Annotated in this window: 14 protein-coding genes and 1 pseudogene; 6 read left to right on the top strand and 9 right to left on the bottom strand. The window is 61.8% G+C overall.

Translation table 11 applies throughout. The features are described 5' to 3' along the window. Positions 1-170: 170 nt before the first annotated feature. The 5 genes and pseudogenes from ACVOLR_RS18635 to ACVOLR_RS18615 all read left to right on the top strand — a co-directional run. Positions 171-1,064: pseudogene (locus ACVOLR_RS18635) on the top strand (TraB/TrbI/VirB10 family type IV secretion system protein); the annotation flags it as partial. Then, complete coding sequence (locus ACVOLR_RS18630) at positions 1,061-1,285, top strand: DUF2274 domain-containing protein (protein ID WP_481537758.1); 225 nt, start codon at positions 1,061-1,063, stop codon at positions 1,283-1,285. The pseudogene ACVOLR_RS18635 and the gene ACVOLR_RS18630, both read left to right, overlap by 4 nt. Positions 1,286-1,354: 69 nt before the next feature. After that, entirely contained in the window at positions 1,355-2,455 is a 1,101-nt protein-coding gene (locus ACVOLR_RS18625) for an FRG domain-containing protein (protein WP_481537757.1), read from the top strand. 520 nt (positions 2,456-2,975) lie between these two features. Continuing rightward, on the top strand, positions 2,976-3,371 hold the full coding sequence (locus tag ACVOLR_RS18620) for a hypothetical protein (RefSeq protein ID WP_481537756.1): 396 nt from the start codon (positions 2,976-2,978) through the stop codon (positions 3,369-3,371). Positions 3,372-3,535: 164 nt separating this feature from the next. Next, positions 3,536-5,233 carry a diguanylate cyclase gene (locus ACVOLR_RS18615; RefSeq protein WP_481537755.1) on the top strand — a complete coding sequence of 566 codons (1,698 nt, stop codon included), beginning with the start codon at positions 3,536-3,538 and terminating at the stop codon, positions 5,231-5,233. Between the two features lie 127 nt (positions 5,234-5,360). Here ACVOLR_RS18615 and ACVOLR_RS18610 read toward each other — a convergent pair whose 3' ends face one another. From ACVOLR_RS18610 to rlmD, 9 genes are all read right to left on the bottom strand, one after another. Next, positions 5,361-7,007: an acyl-CoA dehydrogenase family protein gene (locus ACVOLR_RS18610; protein WP_481537754.1), complete on the bottom strand. Its 1,647-nt coding sequence runs from the start codon at positions 7,005-7,007 to the stop codon at positions 5,361-5,363. 62 nt (positions 7,008-7,069) lie between these two features. Next, positions 7,070-8,308 (bottom strand): FAD-dependent oxidoreductase, encoded by a 1,239-nt coding sequence (locus tag ACVOLR_RS18605; protein ID WP_481537753.1) that lies wholly within the window; start codon positions 8,306-8,308, stop codon positions 7,070-7,072. Positions 8,309-8,385: 77 nt separating this feature from the next. Beyond that, entirely contained in the window at positions 8,386-8,592 is a 207-nt protein-coding gene (gene cspE, locus ACVOLR_RS18600; RefSeq protein WP_481512635.1) for a transcription antiterminator/RNA stability regulator CspE, read from the bottom strand. A gap of 90 nt (positions 8,593-8,682) precedes the next feature. Then, the gene (locus ACVOLR_RS18595; protein ID WP_481537752.1) at positions 8,683-9,429 is read right to left on the bottom strand and encodes an S-methyl-5'-thioinosine phosphorylase; all 747 of its coding nucleotides are present in this window, start codon (positions 9,427-9,429) and stop codon (positions 8,683-8,685) included. 102 nt (positions 9,430-9,531) lie between these two features. Continuing rightward, positions 9,532-10,086: a hypoxanthine-guanine phosphoribosyltransferase gene (locus ACVOLR_RS18590; protein ID WP_481537751.1), complete on the bottom strand. Its 555-nt coding sequence runs from the start codon at positions 10,084-10,086 to the stop codon at positions 9,532-9,534. Then, positions 10,086-11,093 (bottom strand): beta-N-acetylhexosaminidase, encoded by a 1,008-nt coding sequence (gene nagZ, locus ACVOLR_RS18585; protein WP_481537750.1) that lies wholly within the window; start codon positions 11,091-11,093, stop codon positions 10,086-10,088. Before nagZ ends, ACVOLR_RS18590 begins: the two co-directional genes overlap by 1 nt. A 79-nt stretch (positions 11,094-11,172) precedes the next feature. Beyond that, complete coding sequence (locus ACVOLR_RS18580) at positions 11,173-11,868, bottom strand: DsbA family oxidoreductase (RefSeq protein WP_481537749.1); 696 nt, start codon at positions 11,866-11,868, stop codon at positions 11,173-11,175. Positions 11,869-12,055: 187 nt separating this feature from the next. Further along, the gene (locus ACVOLR_RS18575; protein WP_481537748.1) at positions 12,056-12,541 is read right to left on the bottom strand and encodes a CYTH domain-containing protein; all 486 of its coding nucleotides are present in this window, start codon (positions 12,539-12,541) and stop codon (positions 12,056-12,058) included. A gap of 3 nt (positions 12,542-12,544) precedes the next feature. Continuing rightward, the gene (rlmD, locus tag ACVOLR_RS18570; protein ID WP_481537747.1) at positions 12,545-13,885 is read right to left on the bottom strand and encodes a 23S rRNA (uracil(1939)-C(5))-methyltransferase RlmD; all 1,341 of its coding nucleotides are present in this window, start codon (positions 13,883-13,885) and stop codon (positions 12,545-12,547) included. Positions 13,886-14,009: 124 nt separating this feature from the next. Between rlmD and ACVOLR_RS18565 the strand changes: the two genes are divergently transcribed. Then, positions 14,010-14,723, top strand: a complete 714-nt coding sequence (locus ACVOLR_RS18565; protein ID WP_481537746.1) for an Hpt domain-containing response regulator — start codon at positions 14,010-14,012, stop codon at positions 14,721-14,723. Positions 14,724-14,812 lie beyond the last annotated feature (89 nt).

The raw sequence follows: 14,812 nt of genomic DNA, 5'->3' as shown, positions 1-14,812 counted from the left end.
AGCAGCCTGACCGCCTCGCGCTTGAACTCTGCACTGAAACGTTGGTTTGCCATGGATCACCTCCGCGGTTGACCCTATTCTGGGGTGTCCATGGAGCCGGGGCCATTCCAGTTAATGCCGTTTCCCGATCCGCCAACACCATTCTTATCCGTCAAGGTACATGACATATCCCAAACTACGACCCCAACGATGCGCTGCGCAAGGAGGAAGAAGCGGCTGCAGCTTCGTCGGTGTTCTTCCGCCCCGGCTCCCCGCAGGCTGCGCCCGTGGCGCAGTCGCAAGTTGCTGCCGCTCCGGGCTTTGTCGGCAATGCCGCCTTTGATCCGCTGGCGGCTGGCCCGGCCTCGACGGCGGCCCAGCCCACTGACCCGACTGCCGTGCAGAACCGTCAAGACCAGAAAGAGGCGTTCCTGACAGGCGGTTCTGTAGAAACCCGTAATTCCGGCAACCTGCAAATGCCGGCATCGCCATATCAGGTCATGGCTGGAACCGTGATTGCTGGGGCGCTGGTTACGGGCATCAAGTCTGACCTTCCGGGTGACGTGATCGCCACGGTGACGGAGCCGATCTATGACACCGCCACCGGCAAGTTACTGCTGATCCCGCAGGGTTCGCGCATCCTGGGCAAATACAACAGCCAGGTCAGCTACGGACAGAGCCGCGTACAGGTAGTGTGGAATCGCATCATCCTGCCCGATACCTCATCGCTGACGCTCGACAATCTGGTCGGCACCGATCCAGCAGGCTATGCCGGCCTGGAAGATGATGTGGACTGGCATTGGGATCGGATCTTTGCTGGCGCGGTCATGACCACCTTACTGGGCGTGGGGGCCGAGCTGGCTGCACCTGAGAACCGGCAGGACGGCGATCGCGTCATCATCGCCGGGCGCGACAGCCTGCAGGACACCGTGAACCAAGTCGGCCAGGAAATGACCCTACGCAACCTCAACATCCAGCCCACGCTGACCAGCCGGCCGGGCTTGCCGGTGCGCATCATCCTCAACCGCGATCTGGTGCTGCGGCCCTATCAGCCGCTGTTCTTCAACAAGGGGACTTCCCGATGAGCACGACTAGGAAACTGCGGCTGGGGCCGCTGCCCAAGACCGAAAGCGTCAAGCTGACCTTCGCTTGCCCGGCCAGCTTGAAAGCCGATCTCGACCGCTACGCCGCACTGCATGCGCAGGCGTATGGTGAGGCCGTTGATGCCACGACGCTGATCCCGCACATGCTGGAGGCGTTCATGGCGGGGGATCGGAACTTCAAGCGAATAAAAGGTTCTCGATAGCTTGCAAATATATTTAAAATGCTAGTGAACCTCTAACTGTTTCACGAAAAAAAAGGATTTGCTGAATTTATGGAAATACGTGGCGTTGGTGACTTTCTTAGAGTCGTGAAAGAGCTTTATCCTGATGCTGGCCGAGCTTTCTTTCGAGGGCAAACATCAAGTGAATTTGATGTCAATTCGTCCCTCCTTCGGTTTATTTTAAATAACAAGCCTGAATCAGCTGCAGATAATTATGGATACATGCTGACAAACAAGATTTTTTCTGAGTTTAAAAACAATATTCCAATATATCAAGAAGTAAGCCACCTCAAAAATTACAGCCTAAATGACCTGGATGTAATTATGACAGCGCAACATTACGGGATGCCCACCAGACTCATTGACTGGACGAGAAATCCTCTTGTCGCACTATATTTCTCCACTGAAGCGAGGGCGGATTCTGAAAATGTTTCCGTATATATGCTTCGTGATAAAAATGAAGAAAAAATATCTGTGCTTAGCGGGAACTATCTTTTAAATTCCATAATTTCAGAGCAAAGAAAATTCTTAGACTTCTCTCGCTACATTGAGCGAAAGCTGCTTGGAGGTGGAACGGCAGATGATTTAGTGAGTGATTTGTCTGAAATTACCAATCGTGATTCATCTTTTGAGGTTTGCTTTCCGCCAGTTCAGATTCATCCTGAACTTAGCTGTGCTTATGCATTTTCATTGAGTTGCCTGAGGGCTAGTACAGGAGCAGGAAAGGGAATAAATTTTGGAGGGGCATTGGGGGTTCTGCAAAAATCTTCGGTGAATTTTCTTGCGCACCCTAGTACCGTTACGCTGCATGGGGATAGGCAGTATATAGTTGATCCTCTTCCCATTAATACTAGAATAAAGAATCAACAAGGCGTTTTTCTTTTTTCAAAAAGTATAGATAGGCCAGCATATGAGGCGAAAGGATTTTGCAAGGAGAATACGGTGTCATCGCATGACCCTGAGGAAGTTAAAAAAATATCTCCCGATTCCGAGATTGTTCGAATTGATATAAGGAGGGAGTATGTGCCTCAGATTCATCGAGAGTTAAATTTTTATGGGCTGTCACGAGATTTTATATATCCTGAGCTTGCTTCTTTTGCTTCAGAAATGCCGAAGCGTATCGCCATGGATTTCTGCTCGAGAAACTCTTGATTTAGCTGACGCCTAGATGCGAGAGTTAAAAAATGGTTGTGACTGCTACTCCGCAGTGTACTTTTAGTGTTATTCAAGCGAGTTGAATATCGCTATTGAGCAAGCCCAGACTATCTATCGGACGGTCAGCTTCAGGTTGGCCGTTCGCGGGATGATTCGGTAACGGATCGTTTCTACCATAGATAAGATCATCAAACGCTCGAAAGAGTCAGCGCCCCAACTCGCTTGGGCTTGCTTTCGGTTGGCTCTTATGTGACACCCAGGCGACAACGCCGCATCCCCTGCAAGTGGCACTAAACAGAGCTAACTTCTTGCCCCGTATATGATTTCAAGCCCCGCATGATTTGCACGAAGGGCTTGACACTGGCCATTTTTTGTGGCTTCGATTGCATCGCACAATCCGCTGCCCAGCAGCTGCACTGCCCTGCGTGAACAAGACGCGTCGTGCGATGGGGCGTTGACGTGATCTGAATACGCCACCCCCTAGGCTGATCGCATTGGCCCATCCCAGGAGAGTGCAATGAAGCTGTTTGTCCCCGTACTGACCGCAGGCTTGGTGCTGGCTTTGGCTGGCTGTAATGACCGTAACGCCGAGCAGGCCAAGCAGGACGCAGCCGCTGCTGCAGACCATGCCGCCGATGCAGCCAAGAACGCAGCCGAATCCGCTGCCGACGCAACCCGCGATGCCGCCGACCAGGCTGCTGCGGCAACCCGTAACGCTGCCGCCGAATCGCAGCAGGCCTTGGATAACGCCGCCGACGCCACCGCCAAGGCTGCCGACGACGCCTCGGTCGCTGCCAAGGACGCTGCCGCTGATGCCAGCGCCGCTACCGCCGACGCGGCGCAGAAAGTTGCCGACCACGCCCACGATGCAGCCAAGCAAGCGCGCGAAAAAGCAGACGCTGCCAAGCATTGATAGACTTCGCCACGCAGCTGTCATGCCGATGACAGCTGCGTGATGCTCGCGCTGGATGCGTGATGCCATAGGGGGCCGGATGCACACCACATCCGGGAAGGCATGTGATCACGTACGCGTAGGCAGCACGTGCGTATCACCTCGATCATGCAGTCAAGGGCCGGATGCGGAAACACACGGGCAGTAAATTCGCGCTGATATTTTCGGCGTTGGTGTTCGTCGCCATTGGCGTCGGTGTATTCGTCGGCGCACGCAGGTTCATCGCCGATGCACGGCTGGTCGCCCATACCCACGAAGTCATCAGCCGGATTGATGAGATCCAGTCGATGGTGCTCGATGCCGAGTCGGCCGAACGTGGCTATCTGCTGACCGGCAGCCAGGCCTATCTGTTGGACTACCAGGTGAGCGTGGAACGGCTGCCACTGCTGCTGAGCGGCCTGTCCAAGTCGGTCCCTGACAATCCCGACCAGGCGCGCAACGCAATCAAGCTCAAGGAACTGGTGAACCGGCGCCTGCAGCAGATCCAGCATGTCGTCGATATCTATGACGGACAAGGCCTGGACGCCGCACGCGCGGCAATCAACCAGAGCGCATTCCGCACCACCAGCGCGATCCGCGAGCAGGTGCGGACCATGGTCGAGGAAGAACACGAACGACTGGTGGACCGCGCCGCCAGCTCGCGCCGCAGCGCCGACCTGCTGCTGGGGCTCGCCTTTGCCGGCATCCCCTTCGGCCTGGCCGTGGTCGCATCGGTCTACGGCATCCTGCTGTCCGAGCTGCGCCGCCGCACCCGCGCTGAGAAACGCGCAGCCAGCGCCAGCCAGCAACTAGCAGGCAACCTGGAACAGATCGAACGTTCCAGCGCCGACCTGCAGACCCTGGGCCGCTATACCGGCCTGCTGCAGAGTTGCGCCAACCCGGAAGAAGCCCTGGAAATCAGCGCGCGCACACTGGAAGCGCTGATGCCCAATGTCGCCGGCTCGGTCTATCTGCTGCGCGCCTCCAATGACCGTGTCGAGAACATCGTCAGCTGGGGCAAGCCCCTGGTGGAAACCAGCGCATTCTTGCCACCCAGCGATTGCTGGGCGATACGGCGTGGGCAACCGCATGTGATTGATGACCTGCTGCGCGATGCCAGCTGCCCGCACATCAGCCGGCCTGAGCACGGCCAAAGTGTGGCCACCGCCTGCATCCCGATGTCAGCCCAAGGCGTGCAGATTGGTTTTCTGTTTCTTTCCGGTGCCGGCCCCGGCCCGCTGCCGCGCTTGAACATCGCCGAATCGGCAGTGGAGCAGCTGTCGCTTGCCCTGAGCAATCTGCGCCTGCGTGAGTCGCTGCGCCTGCAGTCGATCCGCGACCCGCTGACCGGCCTGTACAACCGCCGCTATCTGGAAGAATCACTGACCCGCGAAATCGCCCGCTGCGGCCGCCGCGACTTCCCGCTGTCGGTGATCATGCTGGATGTGGATCACTTCAAGCAGTTCAACGACACCCACGGTCACGGCGGCGGCGATGCCTTGCTGGCAGCCATCGGCCAGCTGCTGGGTTCGCGCCTGCGCGGCGAGGACATCGCCTGCCGCTATGGCGGCGAAGAGTTCACCGTGATCCTGCCCGAGTCGGACAGCAGCAATGCCCTGCGCCAGGCCGAGGAACTGCGTATTGCGCTGTCGCAGATGAGCGTGCCGTTCTCCGGCAAGACGCTGCCGCCGATCACCATCTCGCTGGGCGTGGCGACGTATCCGGTTGATGGCGTGGCTGGCCTCACCCTCCTGCGCAAGGCCGATGCCGCGCTGTACCGGGCCAAGCGCAGCGGTCGCAACCAGGTACTGCGTTTCGACCCGGCGCTGGATGGCGTTGGCTGAAGCGAGCAGCGGTAGGAGCGGCGTAAGCCGCGAAGCCGATAAAGGTCGAACCTACTGGTGCGTCGGCAATTGCAGAATGGTTGATTGCGGGTTTTGATGGTGTTTGCCTTGCTACTGGCTTCGCGGCTTACGCCACTCCTGCCGGCATGGCGCGAGCCAGTATGTCCGCGAACGGTGTATCTGCCGACAGCAGTCCGTACACCGGCTGCGATTGGCGCAGCCGCGAGTCTGCAAAGGCCTGCGCCAATGGGCTGTCCGCGCGCAGCAGCATTGCCGCCTGCAACAACACCGCGATATCGGCGACCAGCGTGCGCGCATCGGCCTGCACCAACTCAGCCCCTTGCAGCCTGCCCAATAGCACCTGCAACGCGTTGTCGTAGGCATCGTTGCGGCCAGCGAACTGCTGCAGTTCGGCCAACAACGCAACGCGGGTTTCCGGCTCGCGCTGCAAGGCACGCAGCACATCCAGGCACTGCACGTTGCCGCTGCCTTCCCAGATCGAGTTCAGCGGCGCCTGCCGGTACAACCGCGGCAGCATCGACTCTTCCACATAGCCGGCACCGCCCAGGCATTCCTGCGCTTCGTTGACGAAAGCTGGTGCGCGCTTGCATATCCAGAACTTACCGATGGCCGTGCCGATCCGCGCGAATGCAGCTTCATGTGGATCCTGCGCCGCGCCATCCACAGCACGTGCCACACGCATCGCCAAGGTGGTCGCCGCTTCCGACTCGATTGCCAGATCGCTCAACACATTGGCCATCAACGGCTGCTCGGCCAGCAGCTTGCCGAAGCTGCGCCGGTGCCGCGCATGATGAAGCGCCTGCGCCAAGGCCATGCGCATCTGCGCGGCTGAGCCCAGCATGCAGTCCAGCCGGGTCAGCATCACCATCTCGATGATGGTTGCCACGCCGCGCCCCTCTTCGCCAACGCGACGCGCCCAGGCACCACAGAACTCCACTTCGCTGGATGCATTGGCCCAGTCGCCGAGCTTGTCCTTCAAGCGCATCAGATGGAAATTGTTGCGCCGCCCGCAGGCCAGTCGCCGCGGCATCAAAAAGCAGCTCAATCCACCGGGTGCCTGCGCCAGCACCAGCCAGCCATCGGACATCGGCGCGGAGAAAAACCATTTGTGCCCAATCAGGCTGTACTCGCCCTCGCCCGCCAACGGTGTCGCCATGGTCGTGTTGCTGCGCACATCGGAGCCGCCCTGCTTCTCGGTCATGCCCATGCCGACGGTGATGCCCGGCTTGTCACCGATGGGCAGGTCGCGCGCGTCATAGAACGGCGCTGCTGCCTTGCTGGCCCATTCGGCCAGCGCAGGCTCCTGGCGCAACACCGGCACGGCGGCGTGGGTCATGGTCAGCGGGCAACTGGTGCCAGCTTCGGCCTGGTGATGCAGATAGCTCAGCGCCGCACGCGCCACATGCGCGCCGGGCTGCGCCGAACGCCAGGACAACCCGGCCACACCACGGGTTTTCGCCGTGGCCATGAGCCGATGGTAGGCAGGATGGAAATCAATGGTATCGATCCGATTGCCGTGCGCGTCGTGGGTGCGCAGCAGCGGCCGCTGTCGGTTGGCATCAAAGCCGATGCGGTACAGCTCGCCACCAGCCAACACGCCGTAGTGCTGCAAGGCGCCCGCAAAGGACTCAGCGCCCTCGCGTTGCACGCACTGCTGCAAGGCCAGATCGTCCTGCCACAGATCGCGCTCGGCAAACGGTGGCGGTTGGTTGTCGACGACGTGGGTTTCAAACGGCGGCGGCTGCGGCAGCATGGCGGCGACTCGGGGAGGACCGCCTTTGATTCTGCCTCAAGCGCGCTGCGCCGGCGCGTTGCTCAGCGTTTCTGCGCGACCTCGGCCAGCGCAGCGATGAATTCATCCTGCAGCGCCAACTTGCCAAACAAGCCATGCTGGGTACCACTGAGCACACGCAGCATATGGCCGCGTCCGCCAGGCATGCGACCCATTGGCTTGAACAGCAGGTCCCTGCTGGTTGCGATCCAATCGTGATCGGATTGGAAGATCGGCGTCAGCCAGCGGCTCCAGAACTGGTATAGCCATACATGCGCCTTGCGCTGCTGCTGGTAGCGCGCCAACGCAGCATCAATGTTCTGCTCGGCACGCAAGGCATCGCGCAGCGCCATCGCATCCATCAGCGCCATGTTGACGCCCTGCCCCAGCTGCGGGCTCATCGAATGTGCAGCATCACCGGCCAGTACCAGACGCCCGCGGTACCAGCGCTGCATCACCGCATCGCGGTAGCTGGCGCGGGCCAGCTGCGCCTGCACTGTTATCCCGGCCAGCCGCTCGCGCGCTTCCGGCCACAGCGTGGCGATCTCATCCAGCCACGGCTCCAGCCCGTCGCGTTCCCAGGCCTGGAAACCATCTCGCGGCAGGCTCCAGAAGAAGCTCAGTCGCTGCTCGCTGTCGCCCGGACGACTGCCCACCGGCAACAAGCCAATCATCTTGCGCGCGGCCACATAGCGTTGGCGCAGTTCGTCGCCATGCGGCCAATCGCCGCGCGGCAGCAGGCACCACAGCGCCCCCCACGGGTAAACGCGATCCAGCTTGGTGCCCTGCACCTGCGCGCGCAGCCCGGAGCCGGAACCATCGGTGGCGATCACCAGATCAAACGGGCCATGCCAGCGCCCGTGCTGGTCCTGCACGCGCTGCAACGTGTCATCGATAGCGCTGATGCGGCTGTCCACATGCAGCGACGGGCTGGCATCCCAGGCCGCATCCAGCAGCGAGAACAGCGCCCCGCGCTGCATGCCCACACCACACAGGCGCGCATCCAGCCCGGCGTAGGTCATGTCCATTACCGCGCGACCGCATGGGGTTTCGCCGTACAGGCGGCGCACCACCGCGCCGTGCTCCAGCACCTGCGGCATCAGCTGCATCTGCCACAGCGCCTGCAGGCCACTGGGCTGCAGCAGGAAGCCCGCGCCTACCGGGCCCGGCGTTGCGGCCTGCTCGAACACCTGCACCCGGTGCCCATCGCGCGACAGCAGCACGGCCAACGCCTGGCCAGCCGTGCCGTAGCCGACGATGGCGATATCCAGTGTCTTGCTCATTACAGTCCCTCCCTGGGCGACTGCATCCTTAAAAAAAAACCCCGCCTAGGCGGGGTTTTTCCGCACATGCGGGTCGATCACTCGACCGGCATGATGTTCGAAGCCTGGGCACCCTTCGGGCCCTGGGTCACGTCATAGCTGACGCGCTGGCCTTCCTGCAGGCTGCGGAAGCCCTTGGAATTGATCGCAGAGAAGTGCGCGAAGACATCGGCGCTGCCGTCCTCCGGTGAGATGAAGCCAAATCCCTTGGCGTCGTTGAACCACTTGACGGTACCGTTCGGCATGGTGATGCGAGACCTTGTTCGATGAATGGATTGATGCACGCTGAATGAAGCGCACTGGCGGAGTATGCAAACCTTAAGCCGGGATGACAATCACCCCCGGGCCAATTCACCCACCAAAGTCGGCAAACCGGACGAAGCTGCCTCCACATTGGCCAAAACCTCGGCCATGGTGATCTCCGCGGCGTCGCCGCAGCCAGCCGCCCAATTGGCGACAATGGCCAGACAGGCATATTCCAGCCCCAATTCGCGCGCCAGCCCGGCCTCGGGCATGCCGGTCATGCCGACCAGATCACAGCCATCACGGCGCATCCGGGCAATTTCGGCATTGGTTTCCAGCCGCGGGCCCTGGGTGGCGCCATAACAGCCGCCGTCCTGCATCACCACGCCCTTGGCCTTGGCCGCCGCCAGCACCTTGGCGCGGAACGATGGGGTGTAGGGATGGCCGAAGTCGACGTGCAGGACCTCGCTGCCTTCTTCCTCGCTGAGCGTGGAAATCCGACCCCAGGTGTAGTCGATCAGCTGGTCCGGGCAGGCCAGCACGCGCGGACCGAAGTCGTCGCCAATACCACCCACGGTGTTCAAGGCCAGCACCCGGGTTGCGCCCAGCTGCTTGAGCGCGGCCAGGTTGGCGCGGTAATTGATCTTGTGCGGCGGGATCGAGTGACCTTCGCCATGCCGGGCCAGAAACGCCACGCGCTGACCGTGCAACAGGCCAACCCGGACCGGACCGGAGGGGGCGCCGTAGACGGTCTGCACGTCGTGCGTCTGCACATCGTCCAATGCCGCCAGCTTGTACACACCGGTGCCGCCAATAACGGCCAGGGCGATAGGTTCCATGCTCATTCCTGATGTTCTCGTTGGGCACGCGCAAGCCACGCCCTTTGGCGTGGCCCTGCCGCGGTCAAACCAAAAGCCGATGGCAAGCATCGGCCGCCGGTATTACTGCTTCATTGCGTAGATGGCCGGCAGCGAACGCAGCGATTCGTTGACGTCCATGCCGAAGCCGAACACGAAGCGGTCCGGCAGCTCGATGCCGGCGTAATCGGCCTTGACGCCCGGCAGGCAGCGGTCGTGCTTCTTCACCGTCAGCACGGCGATGCGCACATCGGTAGCGCCTTGCTCCAGGCACCATTCGCGCACACCCTGCAGGGTGAAGCCTTCGTCCAGGATGTCGTCGACCAGGATCACCCGGCGGCCAAACAGGGCCGACACCGGGCGGTGCTTCCAGACCAGCTCGCCGCCGGTCTCGCCGTGGTAGCGCGAGGCCTGCATATAGTCGAACTGCGCATCCTGGCCACGTGCACCCAGCTCCAATGCCAGCTGGCCGGCAAACGGCAGCGCACCGTTCATGATGGAAATGAACACCGGCACTTCGCCCTTGTAATCACGCGCGATGGCGTCGGCGATGCCGGCGATGGCGGTGTCGATGGTGGGGCGGTCGACCAACAGGTCGGCCTGGGCCACGGCTTGTTCAAGAGTGAGTTTGCTGGACATCAGACGGTTCTTCCAAGGTTTTCAAACAGATGATTACGGGTATCAGTATGGCGGGCATCGGCCAGCAGGCCGCCCCAGCCCATCGCCCCACGGCCGATCAGGCTCAACAGGGCGGCGGTATTCAAGCTGCGGCCGGCTACGGCCTGCAGTGATTCTTCGACCAGCTCCGGGTGGCAAACCAGCACCACGTCGCAGCCGGCATCCAGGTGCGCATCAACGCGTGCCTTGACCCCACCGGCAGCGAACGAGGCCGCCATGCCGATATCGTCAGAGAACACCACGCCACGGAAGCCCATCTGCTCACGCAGGATCTGGTTGATCCAGCGCGAGGAATAGCCTGCCGGCTCCGGTGCCACCTGCGGGTAGATGACGTGCGCCATCATCACCGCGTCAGCGCCGGCAGCAATGCCGGCCCGGAACGGTATCAGGTCATGCGCTTCAATTTCAGCCAAAGGCCGCGGGTCGACGGCGGTGTCCACATGCGTGTCTTCACGCACGGTGCCATGCCCAGGGAAATGCTTGAGCGTGGCAGCCATGCCGACCGAATGCATGCCGCGCACATAGGCCGCGGTCAAGGCGGCGACGACCTGCGGGTCTTCGCCAAAGGCACGGTTGCCAATGGCCAGGTTGCCATGGCCCACGTCCACCACCGGCGCGAAGCTCAGGTCCAGGCCGCTGGCGCGGATTTCGCTGGCCATCAGCCAGGCGTGCTGCTCGGCCAGCGCCAAGGCACCGTCCGGGTCGCTCGCATACAGCTCGCCAAAACCTTGCAGCGGCGGCAGATCGGCGTAACCCTCGCGGAAGCGCTGCACACGCCCGCCTTCCTGGTCCACGCTGATCAGCAGCGGACGTGCGGTGGCAGCACGGATCGCAGCGGTCAGCTCGACCACCTGCGCCCGCGAAACGAAGTTGCGCTTGAACAGCACCACCCCGGCCACAGCGTCGTGCTGCAGCCAGCCACGCTCCTGGGCAGTGAGTTCGGTGCCGGCAACGCCGATCAAAAGCATGCAAGGACTCCAATCCACCGCAGATTGCGGCGTAGCGGAATATTGTCGCAGATGGCGCCCGCCGCGTCAGAGCCCGCGTTCAGACGCTGCAGCCGTCCGGGCCACAGGCCTGTTCATCCTGACCTGCGGCTGCCGCTGGCGCCTGCTCGGCGGCGATCTTCCTCAGCACGTCGGCAAACACCTCCGGCGGCTGCCCGCCCTGCACTGCGTACTGGCCGTTGATCACAAAGGTCGGCACCGACTGGATGCCCAGCGCCTGTGCCTGGCCAATCCCGGCCTGCACCTGGGCAAGACCTTCGTCCGAAGCCAACATGGCCTGCACCCGCTCGGCCGGGATCTCGCCCGCCGCGGCGGCAGCAATCAGCACCTGCGGATCGGCCAGATTGCGGCCTTCGGCGAAGTGCGCCCGGAACAGAGCCTCACCGACCTGGTCCTGTACCCCGTACTGACCGGCCAGCCACATCAGCCGGTGCGCCAACAAAGTGCTGACCTTGACCTGGCCCTTGCTGAAATCCATCGGCAGGCCTTCGGCCTGGGCAGCACTCTGGGTCTGCGCCAGCATCTGCCTGGTGCGTTCGGCACCGCCGAACTTGGCCGCGTAGGCCTCCAGCAATGGCACCGGGGTGGTGCCTGCATCCGGATCGAGCAGAAACGGATGCCAGCGCACCTCGATCTCAGGCGCATCGGCACCCAGCAATTCCAGACCGCGCTGGAAGCGATGCTTGCCGATCCAGCACCAAGGGCAGACCACGTCGGACCAGATATCGATGCGCATGAGGGTTCCTAATATCCAATGTAGTGCCGAGCCATGCTCGGCAGGAGCTTTACCAGCAATGCCGTAGGAGCGGCGTCAGCCGCGGAGCCGGTGGCACATCCGATGGACACATATCTGCAATTGCAACAAACCGGGTTACCCGGCGGCTATCGGCTTCGCGGCTGACGCCGCTCCTACAAACAGCGTTTCACCACTGGCTGTACGGCTTCGACGCCAAGGCCAGGTTGTAATAACGCAGTTCGTCGGTCACTTCCGCACCTGCCCAGTCCGGCTTGGCGAACACCTGATCGGCGCGCTCCAGCTCCACTTCGGCCACCACCAGCCCGGCGTTGTCACCGAGAAATTCATCCACTTCCCACAGCAGGCCGCCGTGCTGGACCAGATGCCGGCGCTTGTCGATCAGGCCGCCGACGCACAGCGCCAGCAGCTCACGCGCCTCGCTCACCGGCACCGGGTAATCGAACTCCTGGCGGGTGTGGCCGAGTTCGCGCGATTTGATGTTCAGGTAGGCCTCGTCGCCTTGGATGCGCACACGCACCGAGGCCTTCTGCGCACCGCTGTCCATCGCTGCCATATCGTTGATATAGCCCTGCGCCATCGGGATGACGGCGTGCGCGGCGGCCCGCCAGTCATCGCTGGTGACGAGGAACTTGCGTTCGATCTCGATACCCACCGCTTACCTCTTCTCGAAGACGGCAATGCTTTCCACGTGCGCGGTGTGCGGGAACATGTCCATCGCGCCGGCCGAAACCAAGGTGAAGCCTCGCTCATTGACCAGGTAGCCAGCATCACGTGCCAGCGAACCCGGATGGCAACTCACGTAGACGATGCGCTTGAACTGCTCCAGCGGCAACTGCTTGAGCACATCGATCGCACCCGAGCGCGGCGGGTCGAGCAGCAGCTTGTCGAAGCCCTGCTTCATCCACGCTGCTTCGCTTTGATCCAGTGTCAGATCAGCGGCATAAAACTCGGCGTTGGCCAGGCCATTGCGCTCGGCGTTTTCCTTGGCACGGGCGACCAATCCAGCCTCGCCTTCCACGCCCACCACTTCGCGCACGCTGCGCGCCAGCGGCAGGGTGAAATTGCCCAGACCACAGAACAGGTCGAGCACGCGTTCATCAGGCTGTGCATCCAGCAAGGTCAGCGCATGCGCGATCATCTGCTGGTTGAGCTTGGCGTTGACCTGGATGAAATCCAGTGGGCGGAACGCCAGTTCCACATCCCACTGCGGCAGCGCGAACGACAGCGCGACACCTTCGGCCGGCCACAACGGCGCAACCGTGTGCAGGCCGCCGGACTGCAGGTAGATCGCAAAGCCATGCTCTTGGCCGAATGCGATCCACGCCTGCTTGTCAGCGTCGCTGAGCGGCGCCAGATGACGCACAGTCAAGGCGATGGCGGCATCGCCAGCGATGAATTCGATCTGCGGAATATCGCGCTTGCCATCCAGCGTTTCGATGAAGCTGGACAGCACGCCCACCTTGTCGCCGATCTCCGGAATCACCGTCAGGCACTGCGACAGATCGGCGACAAAGCGCGGATCCAGTTCGCGGAAACCAACCAGGGTTTTGTCCTTCTTTTCGACCCGACGCACAGAGAAGCGGCCCTTGCGGCGATAGCCCCAACTGTCACCGACCAGCGCCGGCAATACATGGCCCGGACTGACGTGGCCGATGCGGGTCAGGTTGTCGGTCAACACCTGCTGCTTGGCCACGATCTGCTGCGACTCTTCCAGGTGCTGCAGTACGCAACCAGCGCACACGCCGAAATGCGGGCAACGCGGCTCAACGCGGTGCGGCGAAGCCTTGAGCACTTCGACGGTCTTGGCTTCGTCGAAATGGCGGCTCTTGCCGGTCTGCTCGGCCATCACCGTTTCCTGCGGCAGCGCACCGTTGATGAAGGTGACCTTGCCACCCTCGCCTTCGCGGCGGGCAACGCCACGGCCGTCATGGCTCAGGTCGAGGATGTCGGTCTGGAACGGGGTCTTGTCTATGCGGGGGGATCTGGATCGGGCCACGTGGCAACAGGCTGCGGGCAAAAGGGCGGCCATTGTCGCAGATGCTTAACGTGAACACCCCGATGACTTGCAGATCGCTGTGCCATCGCTAATATGCGGGCTGTAGCTGACATGGAGGCAGCAGATGAATACGCATCACCAAGGAAACCTGCCGCGCCTGCTGTTGGTCGAAGACGATATGACCAGCCAAGGCTTCTTCCAGTTTGTACTGGAGTCGCTACCGGCCAAGGTCGATATCGCTGAATCATGCGCCAGCGCGCAGCGTTGGGCACAGAGCGGCACCTACGATCTGTGGCTGCTCGATGTGAACCTGCCTGACGGCAACGGTGCCAGCCTGTTGCGCAGCTTGCGTGAACGCCATCCGCATACCGTTGCACTGGCGCACACCGCTGATACCAGCCGGGAAATGCAGACGACACTGCAACAAGCCGGCTTCCAGGAAACCCTGGTCAAACCGATCAGCCGCGATGCGCTGCTCAAAAGCGTGCGGCGTGCGTTGAGCAAAACCACTGCACGAGCCGATGGCACCTTTGCCGAGGCAGCGCTGGATTGGGACGAATCCGCCGCAATGAATGCTCTGAACGGGCAACAGGCGCATGTGCGTGCACTACGCGAGCTGTTTCTGTCCGAGTTGCCCGGCACCCGCGACGCGGTCAGCCATGCACTTGAAGAACATGACGACAAAGCCCTGCATGCACAGTTGCACAAGCTGCAGGCCAGCTGTGGTTTTGTTGGTGCCTCGCGCCTGGCGGTTGCGGTGCGTCAGCTGAATCACGATCCGGCATCAATGCAGGCGCGGCAACAATTCGGTAGCGCCGTCAGCGCCTTGCTGCGCTGATCAATTGCAGACTGCGCCCGTGTAGTCCCGGGCCCTGCGCGGGCGGGGGGCGGCCCGGAAAGCCACATTGCCAGCAGGGGGCGGGCCGA

The sequence above is a fragment of the Stenotrophomonas sp. STEN030 genome (assembly GCF_056759995.1).
This window is presented reverse-complemented; position numbering and strand designations above follow the sequence as displayed.